The sequence below is a fragment of the Dyadobacter bucti genome, from assembly GCF_005869225.1.
Classification (GTDB): Bacteria; Bacteroidota; Bacteroidia; order Cytophagales; family Spirosomataceae; genus Dyadobacter; species Dyadobacter bucti.
Genome location: NZ_SWFP01000008.1, coordinates 200,899 through 220,571, shown reverse-complemented (window position 1 = coordinate 220,571; position 19,673 = coordinate 200,899). Strand labels below are relative to the sequence as shown.

Genomic DNA, 19,673 nt, shown 5'->3' with positions numbered 1-19,673 from the left:
ATGAAAACCATCCTGCAGGTAGATAGAACCGAGCTGAAAGAACTTTGGGCTGCCTTTAAAGTCGCCAATCCAAAAACCCGTATCCGTGATGCAGCCAGGGAGCTGAACACTACCGAAGCAGAACTGCTCGCGACTGGAATTGGTGAGAATGTTACATTGCTGACCGGGGATTTTCGCGAACTGATCAAAGAAGCTGGCTCACTTGGCCATGTGATGGCGCTTACCCGCAACGATCATGTTGTACACGAGCGGAAAGGTGTTTATGAAAAAATATCATTCAATAACCATGTTGGCTTGGTACTAGGTGCCGATATCGATCTCCGGTTGTTTTTGGGAGACTGGAAATATGGTTTTGCGGTACATGAAAACGATCGGTTCAGTCTGCAGTTTTTCAATAGCTTCGGAGAAGCCGCACATAAGATATATCTGACGGACAAAAGCAACAAAGATGCTTATGATGCAATCGTAGAGAAATACAGGGCCGACGACCAGGAACAACCTCTTATTATAAAAGAGAAAGAACCAAAAGATATTGAGCCGGAGGCTGATGCAGACATTGACAAAGCTGCTTTTCAGGCGGAATGGCTTGCACTAAAGGACACACACGACTTTTTTACATTGCTGCGGAAATACAAACTATCCCGCAAGCAAGCGCTGCGTAATGCACCGGATGGTTATGCATACCAGATTAAGCCGGAAAGTATGAAAGCGGTTTTTGACGCTGCTTCTGAAACGCAGATCCCCATCATGGTATTTGTATCTAACCCCAATTGCATTCAGATTCACACAGGGCCAGTCAATAAAATCTTTGTAATGGGGCCATGGCTGAATATTATGGACCCGGAATTTAATCTCCACTTGCGCGAGGATGCAATCGATGAGGCCTGGGTAGTCAGAAAGCCGACAGAGGATGGCATCGTTACAGGAATTGAACTCATCGATAAGGACGGGACGATGTTCAACCAGTTTTTCGGCAAGCGCAAGCCGGGTATCCCCGAGCTTGCCGAATGGCCCGAATTGATCAACAAAGCAGTTATTAAAATCTGAAAAATGGGCTTTACAGCCTCAGCTCGTTAGGCAAAAACTTTAAATAAAATTTCGCCATAGTAATTAGAAAAAAGGCCGGTCTGCGTTGACCGGTCTTTTTTTTGGAGGCCCTGGCATCTGCTAAAATTACAATCCCGAAGGGCTGGAATTGTTTTAGAAATTGACATTAGCCGGGGATTCAACTCCGAAGTAGTCGCATCGCTTCAATAATGTCACCCGTCACGGGGTTGTTGGCGATGTAGTGTAGCGTTTCTTATAAAAATATCAGCCCTTTTGGCTTTTCCAGGATGGCTTCAAAAGACATTGTTAATAGTCTTAACGGGTATAAGAAGTATATGTAAATCAGGCATGTTACGGTAAACTTATAATTTACAAGAAAATAGATAGGAATAATTTTATGTAAACATTTTTGGTCAAAGAATACCGTAATTATCTGATTTTGAGCACAGTGATCTGATTTTTTTGTAAACTATTTTTAATTACATATAAACAAAAGCAAAAAATTAGTTAAATTTGAAACTCGCTTTTCTGCAAAAAACCACATCAATTATATTCATGGAAACCATCAATTCGTCAAAAATTGAGCACACTTATACTTCGGACGAAGCTTATCAGGCATCCCTTAAATATTTCAAAGGAGATGATCTTGCGGCCAGGGTTTGGGTTAATAAATATGCGTTAAAAGATTCTTACGGAGCTATATATGAAGCCACTCCCGACGATATGCACAAGCGTATCGCCGGTGAAATTGCCAGGATTGAGCAGCGTTATCCAAATCCGATGAGTGAGAAAGAGATTTTTGAACTGATCAGAGATTTTAAATATATCATTCCCCAGGGAAGCCCTATGACGGGCATTGGAAATCCTTTTCAGATTGCCTCACTTTCCAATTGTTTCGTGATCGGAAATAAAGGAGAATCCGATTCCTACGGAGGTATCATGAAAATTGACCAGGAACAGGTTCAGCTGATGAAAAGACGCGGAGGTGTCGGTCATGATTTGTCGCATATCCGACCCAAGGGTTCTCCCGTGAAGAATTCAGCTTTGACTTCTACGGGAATCGTGCCTTTTATGGAACGTTTTTCCAATTCGACGCGGGAAGTGGCCCAGGACGGACGCCGCGGCGCACTGATGCTTTCGGTAGCTATTAAACATCCTGATTCAGAAGATTTTATCGATGCCAAAATGGAGCAGGGAAAAGTTACCGGCGCCAATGTTTCGGTCAGGATTGACGATGAATTTATGAGAGCGGTTGATTCTCAAAGTCTTTACAAACAACAATATCCGATTGACAGCGCGACACCCACGCATCAGAAAGAAATCGACGCCAATGCACTGTGGAAGAAAATTGTGCATAATGCGTGGCAGTCAGCAGAGCCGGGCATTCTTTTCTGGGATACCATTATCCGCGAGTCGGTTCCGGATTGTTATGCCGATTTAGGATATAAAACCGTATCTACGAATCCGTGCGGTGAGATTCCTTTGTGTCCCTATGATTCATGCCGGTTGCTGGCGATCAATTTGTTTTCATACGTTGAAAATCCTTTTACGCCGGAAGCAAAGTTCAATTGGGCTTTGTTCAAGAAACATATTGCTGCTGCACAGCGTATGATGGACGATATTATAGATCTTGAGCTTGAAAAAATAGATGCGATCCTCCAAAAAATTGACGAAGATCCCGAGGGCGAGGAGGTTAAAAGAGTTGAAAAAAATCTGTGGCTGAACATTCAGACCAAGGCGAATGAAGGAAGAAGAACAGGCATAGGCATCACTGCCGAGGGAGATATGCTGGCTGCGCTGGGACTGCGGTACGGAAGCGATGAAGGCTCTGAATTTGCGGAGGAAATCCATAAGACTGTCGCACTGGAAGCATATCGTGGTTCGGTACATACCGCCAGGGAAAGAGGCGCATTCGCGATTTTTGACCCGGAAAGAGAAAAAGAAAATCCTTTCATTTTACGGCTCAAAGAGGCTGACGGTCAGCTTTATTACGAAATGCTGGAGTATGGGCGTCGTAATATTGCGCTACTCACCATCGCTCCGACGGGTACTACCAGTCTTATGTCGCAGACTACTTCGGGTATCGAGCCGGTTTTCATGCCGGTTTACAAAAGAAGAAGAAAAGTGAACCCCAATGACAAGGACGTTCGGGTTGACTTTGTGGATGAGGTAGGGGATTCGTGGGAAGAATATGTCGTGTTCCACCACCGGTTCAAACAGTGGATGGAAGTAAACGGATACGATACTTCGATCAATTATGCGCAGAAAGATCTGGATGAACTGGTCAAGAAATCACCATATTATAAGGCGACTTCCAACGATGTAGATTACCTGAAAAAGGTAAAAATGCAAGGGGCGATCCAGAAATGGGTAGATCATTCGATCAGTGTGACCATTAATATGCCGGCAGATGTGACGGAGGAATTGGTAGGTGAATGTTATATGGAAGCCTGGAAGGCAGGTTGCAAGGGTGTAACCGTTTACCGCGACGGTTCACGGTCGGGTGTTTTGATTGCCAATACTGAGAAAAAAGAGGAAGCGGTTGCTGGTAACACGCCTTTTCCAACAATTAGACCGCAAACTCTGGAGGCGGACGTCGTACGGTTCCAGAACAAGAAGGATAAGTGGATTGCTTTTATTGGTTTGATCGATGACAGACCGTATGAGATTTTTACCGGTTTTGCCGACGATGAAGATGGTATCCTGATCCCAAGATGGGTTAATGAAGGTTTGATCATTAAAAATCGCGAAGCTGACGGAAGTTCACGTTACGACTTTCAATATAAAAATACACGTGGATACAAAACGACAATCGAAGGGCTGTCCCACAAATTCAATCCGGAATACTGGAACTATGCAAAATTGATTTCCAGTACATTACGTCACGGAATGCCGATTGAAAAGGTTGTTGATCTGATCAGCAGCCTGCAATTGGATGAATCTATCAATACCTGGAAAAATGGGGTGGCACGGGCATTGAAACGTTATGTTCCGGATGGTACCGAGGCTGTAAAGCAAAAATGCCAGAACTGTAATTCGACCAACCTTTTATACCAGGAAGGCTGCCTTACTTGTAAAGACTGCGGATCGTCCAAGTGTGGATGATTCGAAACAAAAAAGCCGCTTTATGCGGCCTTTTTTGTTTCGAACTGAGCGCAGTCGAAGTTTACAAGCTTGATCGCTCCCTGGCTTCAACTGCGCTCAACCTGACAATTGATCAATGCGCAATTGAAATCAATGCGTATCTTCAACCACGCCCAAATAGTTAAACGGCGTCAGCGCACGAAGTTCTTCACGGATCTTTTCCGAAACATCCAGCGTTTCGATGAACCTCGAAATAGATTCGTGGGTGATTTTCTCATTGGTACGCGTTAATTCTTTCAATGCTTCGTATGGTTTCGGGTAGCTTTCCCGGCGAAGGATTGTTTGTATTGCTTCTGAAATAACAGCCCAGTTCTCTTCCAGTTCTGTTTTCAGGATTTCCCCGTTCAATTCCACTTTACCAAGACCTTTCAGCAGCGAGTTCAGCGCAATAGCCAAATGTGCCAAAGGAACACCAATGTTACGTAAAACTGTAGAGTCGGTAAGGTCGCGTTGCATACGGGAAATAGGCAGTTTAGAAGCAAAATGCTCAAATAACGCAGATGCCAGTCCCAAGTTCCCTTCAGAATTTTCAAAGTCGATCGGGTTTACCTTATGGGGCATTGCTGAAGACCCAATTTCCCCGGCCTTGATTTTCTGTTTAAAATAACCCATCGATATGTAGGTCCACATATCGCGGTTCAGGTCCGTAAGTATGGTATTCAGTCTTTTCAGACAGTCAAAAGTAGCCGCCAGGTTATCGTAGTGCTCAATTTGGGTGGTATGGCGGCTTCTTTTCAAACCGAGGCTTTCCACAAAGTGATGTCCGAAAGCCATCCAGTCCTGCTTGGGATAGGCGACATGGTGCGCATTGAAATTACCCGTAGCCCCTCCGAATTTGGCGGAATGAGGGATTTTGTCCAGCATTTCCAGCTGGCGTTCCAGCCGTTCCACAAAAACCAGGAATTCCTTGCCTACACGCGTAGGTGATGCAGGCTGTCCGTGAGTGAAAGCAAGCATCGGGACGTTTTTCCACTCGATAGACATTCTTTTCAGGACGAATAGTACCTGGCGGAACAATGGTTTGATCTGCCGTTCCAGCGCATCTTTCAGGGAAAGCGGAATAGCTGTATTGTTGATATCCTGAGAGGTGAGGCCAAAATGGATAAATTCCTGATACGATTCAATCCCAAGCTTTTCAAATTGCTCTTTTATAAAATACTCTACTGCTTTTACGTCGTGATTAGTAACCTTTTCAATATCCTTAATATGAAGTGCATCCTGTTCACTGAACTCTTCATAAATGTTACGCAGTTCAGGATATTTTTTCTTGTCAAATTCCGACAGTTGCGGCAAAGGAATTTCACACAAGGCTATGAAATATTCTATTTCTACGTATACTCTGTAATAAATCAGGGCATATTCGGAAAAATAGGCAGAAAGTTCGGATACCTGCTTGTAATAACGGCCGTCAACCGGTGAAATGGCCGTAAGTTGGTTTAAAGACATGATTTTCAGTACAAAGAATAGATTATGAGGCAAAGTTAGTAGAAATCAGCGTCGAAAACTGGTAAATAAAGCATGAAATATTCTTTTTGGTATTTGTGGCAGATATTTTAAAACTATTCGCATATTCGTCATTTCATCTCTGAATCCCGTAAATCTTATGCAGCCTTCCCCCTTTCTTGGTGAATTAGTTGGAACAATGGTACTCATTTTATTAGGTAACGGCGTTGTGTCCAATGTGGTGCTGAAAAGCACAAAGGGGGAGAGTTCGGGGTGGATAGTTATTACCGCCGGCTGGGGTTTTGCGGTGATGATAGGGATTTTCACTGCCAATGCTTTTGGGAGTGCCGCCGCACATTTGAATCCGGCGGTTACTGTTGGTTTTGCAGTGCTTCGGCAGGATTACAGCCTGCTTGCCAGCTATATTCCGGCACAACTGATCGGGGCATTTTTGGGGGCAGTACTGGTTTGGCTTCAGTATTTGCCACATTGGAAAGTAACCGATGACGCGGGGGCCAAGTTGGCTTGTTTTGCAACAGGCCCCGCGATACGCTCCTCTGGCTCCAATTTCCTGAGTGAATTTATTGCCACTATTCTATTGATCGTTGGTGTAGTCGTAATCGGATATGCCGGTACTTCGGATCCGGAAAAAGGTGGAATTCCTTCCGGGGTTACCCCTTACCTGGTGGGCATGCTGGTCTGGAGCATAGGCTTGTCGCTTGGAGGTACTACCGGTTATGCAATAAACCCCGTCCGTGACCTGGGCCCAAGGATCGCACATGCCATTTTACCAATTCCCAATAAAGGAAGTTCCGATTGGACATATAGCTGGATTCCTGTAATGGCCCCCATTTTGGGAGCCATCATCGGTGGATTGGTTTTGCGCTTCTTTTATTTCTGAGAATCTACTCAACCTTTATTTTTCCCCCTCCCGAATAACTTCTGAACTCACCCTGGTACATGGCATCGGCTGCTGCCGGCCCCACTGTAAATGTGCCTTTGGAAGTGAGCCGCACCTGATAATAGAAGGTTTTGGGCTGCTGGTTAGCGGACGTGAAAAAATGAATGCGGTCATCACGGATATCGTAAGCGTCAGGAATCGATGTGTTTTTGATCCATGGCATATCCCTCGGCTCAGTAAGTCTCGGATTTTCTATTTCAAAGCCGGAAGGAAGCAGGTCAGTTATCACCACATTTTCTATGGGTAGCCCATTATTGCTGGCCAATGTGAGTTTTACAACAATCAGATCGTTTTGATCGAAATCGGAAGCCGGAGCACCGTTTCTTGTTAAAAACTGCCTTCTTACAGTCAATCCCTGATCTTCTTCCACAAAAGTTCCGGTAGCTGACATTCCTTCTGACTGCGTAAACCAGTATAAATCACCTTTTCCCTGCGTAGTGACGGCCAGTTTCTGATTACTAATCCCTTTCGAAAGCTTCAATTCCTTTCCACTAAATGTAGCCAGCGGCTTGTTGTTTTTAAAGACCGTGGCCGTCACCGAAGAGCCGGAAGTACGTTTCGCAATTTTGCCCAAAGCCAAAACTGCGAAAGCGGCCTCCTGCGTATTCAGATAAGTTGCCGACTGAACTGCTTTGGATAGTTGCCGCGCGAGAGGCGTTATCTGCGGATTATCCGGATCGGTATCGATTAGGGTGCTCAAAACGAGTGACATATTGCGTAACGGAGACGAGTAGCTATGATCCGTAATCTGCGAACCATTTTCAATGACATATTTTTTAGGAAGTAAGGCGGCAGCACTTCTTGAGTCGCCGGTGAGCTGAAAAGCTCCTGCCAGTAAATACCTCGTATCCAATGTCAGCAGCTGCGGATTTTGTTTGTAATAGTTCATCGAAGACCGGTTCGGATGCCCGGTCAGAGCCAGCACGTACAAGGAATAAATGGCCTCCCTGCGCGCGACGGTTTTTCGCACTTGTGTACCTGATAATGGCTCATTTTCATAGGCAAGCCCGGTATTTGTGCTGGCGACAACCACCTCTTTGTTTGCTGTTGTCCCACTTTTGGCGGTCAGGTAATCTATCGCTTTGGCCATTCTTTTTGCATCGACTTCGAATCCGGCTTTGCGGGCTTCTTCCAGGAAATGCACAGCGTAGGCAGTCGCCCACCAGTCTTCTATGGTCGTGGCACCCGGCCACATGGACATGCCGCCATTATAGATCTGTTGCGATTCTATTTTGAGGATGGCCTGCTGAACATTGGTCATCGGATTAAAATCACTTTCCCCGGTCTTGACCTGGTAAACAGGAGCCGCCATCGCTTTCGTGAGATCAGCAAAATATATTTGCGGGAATGCCTTGGAAATAGTCTGTTCAAGGCAGCCGAAGGGATAGCCCAGCAAGGTAGCGAGGGCCTTGCCTCCTCCCTGAACCAATGGTGATCGGCTGAGAATCACCTGACTATTGCTTGTACCCGGAATAAATGAGGATGAAAGATCGATGATCCCCTGTTTTCCGCCAGCGATCAGTCCCGAGTTATTGGTTTTTAACAAAGGCGAGGCGGGTCGTACTGTGATGTTGGTTTCATTCAAAAATGTCTGACCAAAGGCGCTTACTTTCACAATGATCTTCCCTGCACCGATTGCCTGCAACGCTTTCACTGAAAATATCGCGCGGGATTCTTTACCTGCCGGAATAACCATTTTTTGTGCAGAAGCATTTGTTCCGGGTGTAAGCTGACCGGATAATTGTAACGAAACTGTGGCGCTGGCTGCGCGGATTTCGGTGTTGCTGATATTCACCGGCAGTTCCAGTTCGTCACCGGGACTGAGAAACCGGGGTACACCGGCACTGATCACCACCGGATCAGCGACTTTCATATTCCTGCTGGCCGACCCAAAGGCATTGTCCTTATATGCTACGGCCATGATTCTCAAGTCGCCGCTGAATTGCGGAATGTCCACGTCGAAAGTAGCGTCTCCGTTTCCATTCGTTGTCAATATGCCACTCCAGAACGAAACCAGTTCTGTGCGACCATTGCTCAAAGGATTGATCCTCCTTTCGAGATCATAGCCGTCACCACCGAAACTGGACGTACCTGAAATAGAGATTTCAGGGAAGAGCTGGGCGTAGAGATCGTGGCTGGTAACTTCTAATGCCCGTTTTTGATAAAAATAACCGTGTATATCGGGTGTTTTGAAATTCTTGATCTGAAGAATGCCTTCATCCACAATGGCCAATGTGACTTGTGTATTTGGCTTTGTTTTGATCTTGATCTGTTGCTGCGTTTTGGACCGGGATTTTTCTGCTGCCAGTATTTTTACATCCAGATACCGGTTAGAATCTTCCACTAAAAGCGGAGCGAAACCGTGGGCTACCGTCAATGGCATATCCGAAGAGTCCACCGGGCGGATCAGGGTTGCGGTTATAAATACATTAGGCAGATATTCCTCTTTCAGGTCAATTTTCAATTCAGCAGCCTTTTTCTCGCTTGTAATGATGTGGTGTTCGAGCACATTGTTGCGTTCGATGGTTACCAGCATCCTGCCGTCAAATGGTGTTTGAAAAAGGATTTTAGCAGATTCTCCGACTTTATATTTGTCCTTATCTGTCTTGATAATGACTTGTCCCTCATTGCTTACTTCAAAAGATGAATATTGCGTGAAACCATATCCATAAGCATAAAAGCGGCTGATCGTATAATGATCTGCATCCGGGCGACGTACCCTCACTTCGTATTCTCCGGATACCGTGGGAACATAGTTAACCGTACCTATTCCACCTCCGAGTTTCAGGATATTGGAATAAACAACTTTCTCGCTTTTGCGCGAGGTATAGCGAAGTTGCTCATATTTTTTCTCTACAACGGTTTGGTATTCAATACGAACGACTTCAACTTTAGCGGATATGCCATTTTGTAATACACCTTTGTTATTGACGCCGACTATATCTACCGGTACCGGAGCATTGACACCCAGATAAGAATCGGGCATTCGGATACCATAAAATACAGGCTGTGTAAATACCTCAAAACGTTGCAGGCGATTGACGGGACGGCCATTTTCATCAAAAACAGTCACGTAGATCTTTCCTTCTAGCACACCTATATCTTTTAGTCCTGGCGCGATCACAAACTTTTCGGTAGCCTGGCCTTTTTCATTGGTAACGCCTTGACGGACTTCCCGTTCGAAAACGGTTTCGAGCGGGATATTGAAAGTATATTCCGGAAATTCAGACGCGGAAAAGCCTTTACGCTCGTACTGGGACTGCATTTCGTAATTCCGGTTCGTAGCAGGCGGACCAAATAGATTCAGGGCAGTGGCTGTCAGCATAACCGTTCCGCCGGATTTATACGTATCGGCTGCGCCGCTTAAATCAACTTTGATACGGTCTGGCATAAATTCTTCCACACTTACCGATCTGGAAGCCAGTAGCACATCGTTGGCATTGTATACCTCAAAAATGTAGCTGCCTGTTAGTGCCGCCGGATCCATTTTTACTTCCGTTTCGACTGCGCCCTGGCTGTTGGTCGATTTTCGCCAAGTACGATATACTCGTCCGTTGGGTGTCAGGAGACGGAGTTTCAATGGTATTTCTTTGGCGGAATCCCATTTTTGATTGCGAAGTACCGTATTGAAATGTATCGTTTCGCCAGGCCGGTATATGTCCCGCTGACCATAAATGAATGCTTGAAAACCAGATGTGTTATCACGCTGACCACCCACTTCGTATCGCGATGTTTCCACCTGCGTGTCATTTAACAGCAAATAATTAAAGTCGTCCTCACTATTGGCAGTAATCATGGCGACGCGAAAACCCGGCGCTTTTTCATCCAGTTTGTCAACATGCGCAATACCGTTGCGATCAGTGTTGACAGTATGAATGGTCTGGTTATTGGAGCTGATAAGTGTAATTTCGAGATCGGCCAGCGGTTCATTATTCTTTATAGAATTGGCAAAAACCCATAGCTCGTCCTGCCCTTGTTTGGCAATAAGTCCGATATCAGAAATCGAAACCAGCTTGGTTGCGCCCAGGTAAGCTTCTTCCTTTGATTTTACCGAAACGAGGTAAACGCCACGGCGACGATTATCGTCGGGAAGCGCGATATTCAGTGCGGAGATATTTTTGCTGACAGGCAGGTTTTTTGTTTCAACCGTTTTATCTACGACCACGTCGCTGTACTCACTTTGTGTATCGTCGCCATACTGATATGCTCCGGATGGTTGCCATTCATCGTCAACATAAGCATAATCTCCCCAGCGGTTAGTGCGCACATAACCGAGAATATTATTTGCATACAATTTCGATATCCGAACTTGTACTTCAGGCACATTGACGATCTGGACCCCAATATTTTTGGAGCCTTTTGGCGTCATATAAACAGCTTTTTTATTGGAAAAAGAGATCGCCGAAGGCATTTTACCGAAAAACAGGTCACGGGAAACTTCACTTTCCAGTAGCGGGCCGAGCATTCCTTTCAGATTTTTGTTGAGCAGCAAAGCATAAGTATCTGTCTCGTTAAAATCCGCTGCGATCGTAAAACCATTTTCAGTCATCGCTGTTTGCGGAGTGAGCACAGGATTGATACTAAAACCTGCCGTAATGCTTTCCTTGTCCAGCGTCTGAGAAGTGACCACCCGGATACGGGCTTCATTGTTTTCGAAGCCGGTTTTGATGTCGACGATTTCCAGATGGAGCGGCGAGGGAAGGCTAATAGTTCGTGAAAGTGCGTCTTGCGTTACATAGGATGTACTTTGTGCCTTAATGCCTTTTTCAAGCGTGAGTGTTAATGGTATCGGATTGTTATCAACGCTGCCGGTATGGGCCAGGGCGAGTATTACCGTTGTTTCGGATACAGATGGTATTATTTTGTAATCCAGCGATTTATCTCCCAGGCTGACTTTTAGTTTTTCAGCTATATTCTGGCCGTTCACTGGATAATTGAAAACCAGCTTTACGCGTGCTTCCTGTTTTTGTTCTGCGGATAATGTCCACCAGCTCTCGCTGTCGATCAGCTGCAAATATGGAGTATGGAATGCTACGACATTTTTTGACAAGTCGTATTTCTTTTTATCGGCTGATCCGGATAAAAGCAGATCGGTAAGCCTGGCCTTGTACGCGGTTGCGGGACTGAAACCGGCAACCGGGGAAAAAATCAATTCATTAGGTGCCGCCCATTTAAATTTGCCTTTTACTGCGGGTTCAAACTGCAGATATTGCGTTGAATCCCAGCTGTTGAGCTGGCTTTCTCCGACCAGGTCTTTGTTAAAAGTAAAAACAAGATTTTGTGACTGGTTGATTTCATCCGTGAAATTGGTTCCTGCAATCCGGACCTCGTGAAGGGATGAGCAACTGTTTAGAAACAGGGAGGCGAAAACAGAAAGAAAAATGTAAATCGCAGAGAGTTTTTTCATAGGAAATAATGGTGGGACGGCTATGCAAAAGGGCTTTTGCACACTAACGTTTTGATTTCAAAATTGAGATAAAAAAAGGGTGGTTTTTATAAAAAACCATCCTTCTAATTTAAAGCTAATTGAATCAAATCCTGATGTCGCCAATATCAAATGAGTAAACGGCTGGCAATACTTTTTTTTCGCAAAAACTAGAATTCCTTCATCACTTCCTCAATCGGTTTTGCGCCGTCGAAAAATGAAAGTAACCGCATTAAAATGGCCTCCACTACTGCGTCAGGGCACGATGCCCCGCAAGTCAGCATGATGCGTGCAGGCGTATTTCCGGGGAGATAATTTTCCGTCACGACCTCTTCTTTCGTATGCAAGTTAAAGTGCCGGATCAGCTGTTTGTCAAGGATTTTATTGACGGACTCGATAAAATAGGTTGGGAATTTTTCTTCGCAAAGTTCAACCAGATGTGAAGTATTGGAGCTATTATATCCTCCTGCAACTACTACAAGATCAGCCGAATGCGTCAGTAAGGCATAAGTAGCATCCTGATTATCATTCGTAGCATAGCAGAGTGTGTCACGTGTATTGGCAAAACGGTCCTCCACTTGCTCCGGGCGAAGGTTATAATGTCTTACCATCACATTTTTGAGATAATCGGCAATGCCTTGTGTATCAGAGGCGAGCATTGTGGTCTGGTTCACAACCCCAATACGCTGCAAATCTTTAGCGGGATTAAATCCGTCGGAATATCTGCCTTCGAAATCCGAGAAAAACCGGGAGCCGGGCAGCTCGTGGGTGATGTATTGGGCGAGCAGTTCAGCCTGCCCGATATTTTCTATGACAAGTGTCGGCGCATTTTCCTTGCTATGCGAAAATGTTGCCCTTGTTTCTTCATGGTTAGGCTTTCCGTGAACAATAATGGTATAATCCTTCTCCCCGATCTGCGCCGCACGATTCCATACCTTTTCCACAAACGGGCAGGTAGTATCATATATTAGGGAATCGACACCCAGCTCCGCGAGTTTTTTCTGGTTTTCCACGGTTGTTCCAAATGCTGGTACGATCACAATATCTTCCCGCGTAATTTCCGGCCAGGGAATAAGCTGATTTCCTTTGGTATCCATGATGAACCGCACGCCCCGGTCGGTAAGGTCGCGGTTGACATCGGGGTTATGGATCATCTCACTGAGCAGAAAAATCCGGCGCCCGGGATTTTCTGCTATGGCTTTATAGGCGATATCAATCGCATTTTCGACCCCGTAGCAAAATCCGAAATGCCGTGCGATCAAGAATTGAACAGGCCCGAAATCCAGCAATGTAGGCGAGTAATCCCGTTTCAACTTGTCATTTTTACGGCGGAAATCCTTGATAGGTGTAATGATACGGCTCCGGTAAAAATCAGGGATGTTAAACGTTTTCATTGACTAAATGGGTAGATTGCAATTAACAAAATAGGATATTTTCTCATCAATAGTCAAAGATATCCCTGCTTTTATAAGAAACAACCGACGATAGATCTTTGTTCAGGCCGTCTACTTTGAAAAATATCTTTCGATTTGTGCAACATGTTTGTTACGGCAGTGGTCTTTATCCGGAACGTTCAAATTTAAACCTTCTGCTTGAAAACACAATTTTACACCGACCGGCATGTAGAACTGGTGGAGCGTTGTAAACTCGGGGAGCGAAAAGCCCAGTATGAGTTGTACAAATGTTACTCCAAAGCTATGTTCAACATTTGCATGCGGATTTTAAATCATTTGGGGGAGGCTGAGGACGCTTTGCAGGAGGCTTTCGTGGACGCGTTCACGAACCTGCACCAATTCCGTCAGCAGTCGACTTTCGGGGCCTGGCTGAAGCAGATTGTGGTTAACAAGGCCATTAACCACATGAGAAGCCGCAAGGTGAAATGGGTGGAAATTGAAGAGTGGAAGGAAACTATGGAAGAAAGTGATCACATTGAAGAAACTTTCGGATGGAGTGAAAGTGATACCATGCTTGAAATTGAAAGGGTCAGAAGTATGGTACAAAAATTGCCCGACGGTTACCGGGTTGTGCTGAGCCTTTATTTATTTGAAGGGTACGACCATGAAGAAATCGGCGAAGTGCTTGGAATCAGCGAAACAACGTCAAGAACGCAGTACATGCGTGCGAAAAGAAAATTGACGGACATGCTGGTGAGATGACGTGGGGAAGGGGATTTTGGTCATTTATAGTCATTAAGAGTCATTTATTGTCTTGTGTAGTTTTTGTTAACAACTTGGCTAAAAAATGACGACCCCTGACTAAAAATGACTATTCCTGACAAAACATTACCACTTTTGACTTTTAGAATAATGCTAGCAAGAATTGATTTTTCACTTAAACAAATACAGGTTTGAAAAAATATTCTACACTTTACAAGTTAATGAATCTATGAAAAATTCTTCTGATAAAAAAGATCGATTGGAGCGGTTTGTGCGGGATAACAGGGATGGATTTGATACTTTCTTACCTCAGGATTCTTTGTGGAATCGAATAGAAGGAGAGCTTCGCATTGAAACGCCGGCAGCCGCGGAACAGCCCCCCAAGAAAGTCAGGCGATTAAACAGTCCCTATTTTGACTGGCGGATTGCGGCCGGTGTTTTTCTTGCGCTGGGAATTGGTTTTCTGGTCTATCTCAACAACGAATACGGAATAACCCGTGATCCCCGCGTGGCACTCAAAGTCCCCACCTATGCACGCGAATTCAATCAGTACAATGTTGCAATTGATCAAAAGCGTGAAGAAATCATAAAGCTGGCGCACAATAACCCGGAGCTTTATAAGGATTTTGCCGCTGATCTGAAAAGTTTGGAAGTAAGCTATAAGACCTTACGCTCCAACTTGTCCAATGCCCCTAACCAGGAGGCGTTACTGGAGGCCATGGTCCAGAATCTACAATGGCAGGTTGACTTGCTCAACCAACAACTTGATATTTTGCAACGCATTAACAAAGTAAAAAATGACGACGATAAAGAAACCAATAATTCACCTGTTATATAGCATTGCCCTTATATTGCCTCAGACATTATTTGGAGAAAATCCCGATCCCAATCAGAACGGGCTTATTGAAAAGCGAAGAAATATCGTAAAAGTGTTTGATGTTGGAAATCATGATCTGCTGATGGTCGATAATCAGTTTGGGCAGGTAAAGATCAATCTCTGGAGTAAAGAAGAGATCAAAGTTGAGATCATTGTAACGGCCAATGCGCCTACTGACGAAAGAGCCGCGGAGTACCTGAGCTCCGTCAGCATCGATGAAAAACGAGTCAAAAATCAGATCAGCCTTACGACCAATATCAACCGGAGCCAGTTTGGTAACAATGGTTGGAATAACAAAAAAGGGGAAAAAAACTTTATCCGCATCGATTATACAGTGTATATGCCAAAAGAGAATGCGCTGATTGTGCGTAATAAGTTTGGTGATACCGATATCCCCTCCTTCCACGCGCCGCTGACAATCGACTCGCGCTACGGAAATTTCATAGCCAATGTGCTGGACAATGCTGAAAATACGATTGACGTCAAATATGGAAGTGCCAAGATCGGCAAGATGGATGGGGGTAAACTGGAATTCCAATATTCAAATCTGAAACTTGATCAGGCGAAGAAATTATTTCTGAGCAATAAATTCGGTGATCTTAGCATTGGTGATGTGACCAATCTGGATGCGGATATTGATTACTCGGGCGCCAAAATCGGAACTATGCGGGGTTCGGGGAAAATCAAGCTGAATTATTCCGGGAATTTCAAAATTGATGAACTCTCCAATTCTGCACAAAATGTGGATATCCAGGCAGCTTACTCTTCGGTTGTTTTGCCTGCTGAGGCCAATCAGTTCAATGTGACGGTAACTTACGGCAGTTTCAGTTATCCTTCCACCAATGTGAATTTCTCTCAACAGCCTTCCAAGGAGGAAAAGGCACACAAATCGAGACAATATCAGGGGAAAGTGGGCGCCGGGTCAGGTACCAAAATAACTGTTAATTCAAAATTTGGTGATGTCAGGCTGAAAGAATAAGACTGTAAATCAAGTAATTATTCTTCCAAAAGTACATTATACCTGAAGTCAAGCGGGTCAAAAGCTTTGAAAAGCTTTTGGATAAAGCTGGAATCATTGGTATAGAAATTCAACAGATTATCATAGCGTTCCTGGGCGATTCCGTTCGGGAACAGCTTGTTTTTAAGGCCAATTAACTGATGGATTTCAGATTCATGGTTTCTTTCTTCGGCCCTCAAAATACGTTTTTCAAGATGCTGGAGAGAATTAAGCAACCGGGTCTGTTCGGCCTTTACTGCACCTAGCATGGTTTGGTCCACTGCCGTTGCTTTATCAAGAATTTCGTCAAATATGTTGTGGAAAGCAGCTTTCTGATCGTTCAGATTTAAGGTATGGGTTGAGTTTTTTTCAATAAAAATCCTACGCAAAGCTACTTCGTCCAGGAACAGATCTTTGTAATTGATCTTCAATTTTTGTGCTTTCTTGCTTTGCTGACTATTTACATACAGCGCAAAATTGCGCGGTATCAGCATTGGGAAAGGCACTTCAAAGTGGTCAAAAACACCTTTCAGCTGCATCCAGTACGGGATTTCGGAGGGGCCGCCGATGTATGCAAGATTTGGCAGGATTATCTCCTCGTACAGAGGGCGCAAAACTACATTGGGACTGAATAAATCGGGTTTATTTTCTGCAAGATCAAGAATTTCTGTTTCCGAAAATGACAGTTCGGTATTTAAAACCCTGTAAGTGTCGCCTTCTTTGGTGATACGTTCGCGGAGGTTGTTATCCAGATAAAAAAGGTTGATTTCTCTTGCGTGAAGTGGGGTGTGGTACCCGAGGGCATTTAACTTGGAAGTGGTTTCTGTAACCAGTTTTTCGGAGATCAGCCCGGAAAGCTCCTGCCGGATGACGGGGAGGAAATGACGCTTTAACTCAGTGTGATCTGCATCCAGACAAATCAGACCATGTTGGCCGAATAATTCATGCATATAACATCGAACAGCATCTGCCAGAGTATCATTTTCCAGATATGCTTTTGCGAAAAGAAGCGGCTTGTCGGGAAGTTGCTTGATAATACTTTCCAGTTCTTTCGGGTTCAGCCTGCCTACAGCACCTTTATGCTCACCGGTCCATTTGTGTGTTTGACCAAATAAATGAAAAGAGGCAATCTCTTCGAAATCATGGTCTTCGGTCGCCATCCAGTATACGGGCACAAAGTTATTACCGGGATAGGCTTCCTTCAAAGCCGAGGCCAGTTTAATGGTCGTTACGATTTTATAGATAATGTATAGGGGGCCTGTAAAAATATTCAGCTGATGGCCTGTCGTAACTGTAAAGGTGTTTTCGTCCAGTAATTTCGAAAAATCTGGCAGATAAGGCAGCCCCTGATATTGTTTTGTAAGGACGTCTACAAGGGTTTTTCGTTTTTCGATATCAAAATTCCCTTTTTTCAGAATCGTCTCGCCTGCATTTTCCAGGGTTGGAAAAGTGCCGTAGAATTCTTTCAGAGAAGGTTTTTTATCAAGATAATCAAGAAGTAAAGCCGGAAATTGCCCGGTAGTACGCAGATCCACAGAATGTAGAGTCATGAAAGGTGGTTTTTCAGTAGCCAGTAGAGAATCCAACGTAAGAAATTTTGTGATATTTAGTCAAAACGAACCTTGGTAGTAACGAGAAACCCCGGGATTTTGGTTTCCCAAAATTGCGTAATTTGAGATAGAATAAAAAACGTTTTGCCTGATACAAAAAAGCCGAACCTGAAACAGATCCGGCTTTTAAACTTCATAGGATTTTCAGTTGTGCAGGTTGTCAGCCTGAGATATCCTGTATGTTTCAGTTAGAAAACGTATTCATTTTTACGAATCAGTTCGTCAGCAACACGACGGCGGGCGTCTTTCAGGTTTACGGGCTCAATTTTGGTAAAACGTTTCAAGCCCATCAGCATCACCCTCAGTTCATCACTTTCTGCAAAGCTGGTGATGGCTGCTTTTCCTGCATTATTGACCTTTTCCACAGCTCTGTGCAGGTATATGACAGCAATGTCCTTGTGCAGGGCGTTGGCATCCACACCCAGCAAATTGGTACGTTTCTCTACTCTTAACAGAACGGATTCTGCGGCATAGATCTGAATTATCATATCAGCTACGTTCATGATAATTTCCTGTTCTTCGGAAAGTTTCATCATGAATTTCTGAACCGCCGCACCTGCGATCATAAGTACTGACTTTTTTAGGTTTTTGATCACCTTTTTTTCGGCTGCAAAAAGCGTTTCATCTTCGTCTGTATTGAAATCGGGAATAGAAAGGATTTCCTTCCCGACTGCCGTGGCCGGGCCCATGAGGTCAAGTTGTCCTTTCATGGTACGCTTAAGGAGCATGTCTACGATCAGAAGGCGGTTTATCTCATTGGTACCTTCAAAAATACGGTTGATCCGGCTGTCACGATAAGCACGGTCCATAGGAGCGTCGGCAGAAAAGCCCATTCCACCATAAATCTGTACACCTTCGTCGACGACGAAATCAAGCACTTCGGAACCATGCACTTTCATGATGGCGCATTCGATAGCAAGTTCTTCCAGGGCTTTCAGTTTCGACTGGGAGTCGGGCATTCCTTTCTCCTGAAATGCGGCAATCAGGTCGTCGATATTCTGGCCGACACGGTAAGCAGCCGATTCCGTAGCAAACATCCCGACCGCTATTTCAGCCAGTTTGTGTTTTATAGCCCCGAAATTAGCGATGGTCGTACCGAACTGTTTACGTTCATTAGCATAATTAATCGCTTGCTTCGCAACGAGTTTTGCCCCGCCCAATGCCGCGGCAGACAATTTGATACGGCCGATATTCAGAATATTTACAGCGATTTTGAATCCGTTTTCACGTTCGGAAAGCATGTTTTCAATCGGAACAAGGCAATCATTGAAAAAAATCTGCCGCGTGTCCGATCCCTTGATGCCCATTTTGTGTTCGGGCTCATTCATGGTAATGCCGCCAAAAGACTTTTCAATAATGAAAGCCGTCAGGTTTTTGTCGGATTTTCCATTCTCTTCGATTTTGGCGAAGACAATAAAGATATCTGCGAAGCCGCCGTTGGTGATCCACATTTTCTGGCCGGTAATCGCATAGTACTTTCCGTCACCAGTCAGGACAGCTTTGGTTTTCCCTGAGTTGGCATCCGAACCGGAATCCGGCTCTGTCAGACAGTAGGCCGCTTTCCACTCTCCCGAAGCCAGTTTAGGCAAGTATTTTGTTTTCTGGTTTTCATCACCATAATAAAGAATCGGTAATGTTCCGATGCCGGTATGTGCGGAAAGTGCGACAGAAAAAGAATTACCCGCACCCGTCGCTTCCGCCACGAGCATGGAAGTATTGAAATTCATCCCGAAACCTCCGTATTCCTCAGGAACGGCTGTTCCAAGCAGGCCCAGTTCTCCGGCTTTGTCCATCAGACCGGAAATGAGTTCAGTGCTTTTTGCCTGGTCGATCTCATCGAGACGTGGCCAGATTTCCTTGCCCAGGAAATCTCGGCAGGTATCTGCTATCATTTTTTGCTCTTCGGTAAATTCTTCGGGAATAAAAACCTGTGAAGCAGATGTCTCCTTAATCAAAAATTCCCCTCCTTTAATAGTCGTTTTGTTATCCTCTGCAACGGCCATGTCTTTATGA

The 19,673-nt window shown here is 44.7% G+C and carries 11 protein-coding genes; 6 read left to right on the top strand and 5 right to left on the bottom strand.

Features of this window, described 5'->3' with window-relative positions; translation table 11 throughout:
• Positions 1–1,047 (top strand): hemin-degrading factor, encoded by a 1,047-nt coding sequence (locus FBF61_RS24925; protein ID WP_138482444.1) that lies wholly within the window; start codon positions 1–3, stop codon positions 1,045–1,047.
• Positions 1,048–1,602: 555 nt separating this feature from the next.
• Entirely contained in the window at positions 1,603–4,152 is a 2,550-nt protein-coding gene (locus FBF61_RS24920; protein ID WP_138482442.1) for an adenosylcobalamin-dependent ribonucleoside-diphosphate reductase, read from the top strand.
• A gap of 129 nt (positions 4,153–4,281) precedes the next feature.
• Here the strand turns inward: FBF61_RS24920 and purB are convergent, their stop codons facing one another.
• On the bottom strand, positions 4,282–5,637 hold the full coding sequence (gene purB / locus FBF61_RS24915) for an adenylosuccinate lyase (RefSeq protein WP_138482440.1): 1,356 nt from the start codon (positions 5,635–5,637) through the stop codon (positions 4,282–4,284).
• 157 nt (positions 5,638–5,794) lie between these two features.
• On the opposite strand from purB, the gene FBF61_RS24910 reads away from it, so the two are divergent.
• A complete protein-coding gene (locus FBF61_RS24910) occupies positions 5,795–6,535 on the top strand; it encodes an MIP/aquaporin family protein (protein ID WP_138482438.1) in 741 nt (246 codons plus the stop codon).
• Between the two features lie 4 nt (positions 6,536–6,539).
• Here the strand turns inward: FBF61_RS24910 and FBF61_RS24905 are convergent, their stop codons facing one another.
• Both FBF61_RS24905 and FBF61_RS24900 read right to left on the bottom strand, forming a co-directional pair.
• Complete coding sequence (locus FBF61_RS24905) at positions 6,540–12,002, bottom strand: alpha-2-macroglobulin family protein (protein ID WP_138482436.1); 5,463 nt, start codon at positions 12,000–12,002, stop codon at positions 6,540–6,542.
• A gap of 188 nt (positions 12,003–12,190) precedes the next feature.
• Positions 12,191–13,414, bottom strand: coding sequence for a 4-hydroxy-3-methylbut-2-enyl diphosphate reductase (locus FBF61_RS24900; RefSeq protein WP_138482434.1), 1,224 nt, complete (start codon positions 13,412–13,414; stop codon positions 12,191–12,193).
• Between the two features lie 198 nt (positions 13,415–13,612).
• On the opposite strand from FBF61_RS24900, the gene FBF61_RS24895 reads away from it, so the two are divergent.
• The 3 genes from FBF61_RS24895 (at position 13,613) to FBF61_RS24885 (ending at position 16,032) form a co-directional block, all read left to right on the top strand.
• Complete coding sequence (locus tag FBF61_RS24895) at positions 13,613–14,176, top strand: RNA polymerase sigma factor (RefSeq protein WP_138482432.1); 564 nt, start codon at positions 13,613–13,615, stop codon at positions 14,174–14,176.
• A 229-nt stretch (positions 14,177–14,405) separates the two neighbouring features.
• Positions 14,406–15,014 carry a hypothetical protein gene (locus tag FBF61_RS24890; protein WP_138482430.1) on the top strand — a complete coding sequence of 203 codons (609 nt, stop codon included), beginning with the start codon at positions 14,406–14,408 and terminating at the stop codon, positions 15,012–15,014.
• On the top strand, positions 14,974–16,032 hold the full coding sequence (locus FBF61_RS24885) for a hypothetical protein (protein WP_229215210.1): 1,059 nt from the start codon (positions 14,974–14,976) through the stop codon (positions 16,030–16,032). Before FBF61_RS24890 ends, FBF61_RS24885 begins: the two co-directional genes overlap by 41 nt.
• A 17-nt stretch (positions 16,033–16,049) precedes the next feature.
• On the opposite strand, the gene bshC is transcribed toward FBF61_RS24885, so the two are convergent.
• Complete coding sequence (gene bshC, locus FBF61_RS24880) at positions 16,050–17,600, bottom strand: bacillithiol biosynthesis cysteine-adding enzyme BshC (protein ID WP_138482428.1); 1,551 nt, start codon at positions 17,598–17,600, stop codon at positions 16,050–16,052.
• 248 nt (positions 17,601–17,848) lie between these two features.
• The gene (locus tag FBF61_RS24875; RefSeq protein ID WP_138482426.1) at positions 17,849–19,663 is read right to left on the bottom strand and encodes an acyl-CoA dehydrogenase FadE; all 1,815 of its coding nucleotides are present in this window, start codon (positions 19,661–19,663) and stop codon (positions 17,849–17,851) included.
• Positions 19,664–19,673 lie beyond the last annotated feature (10 nt).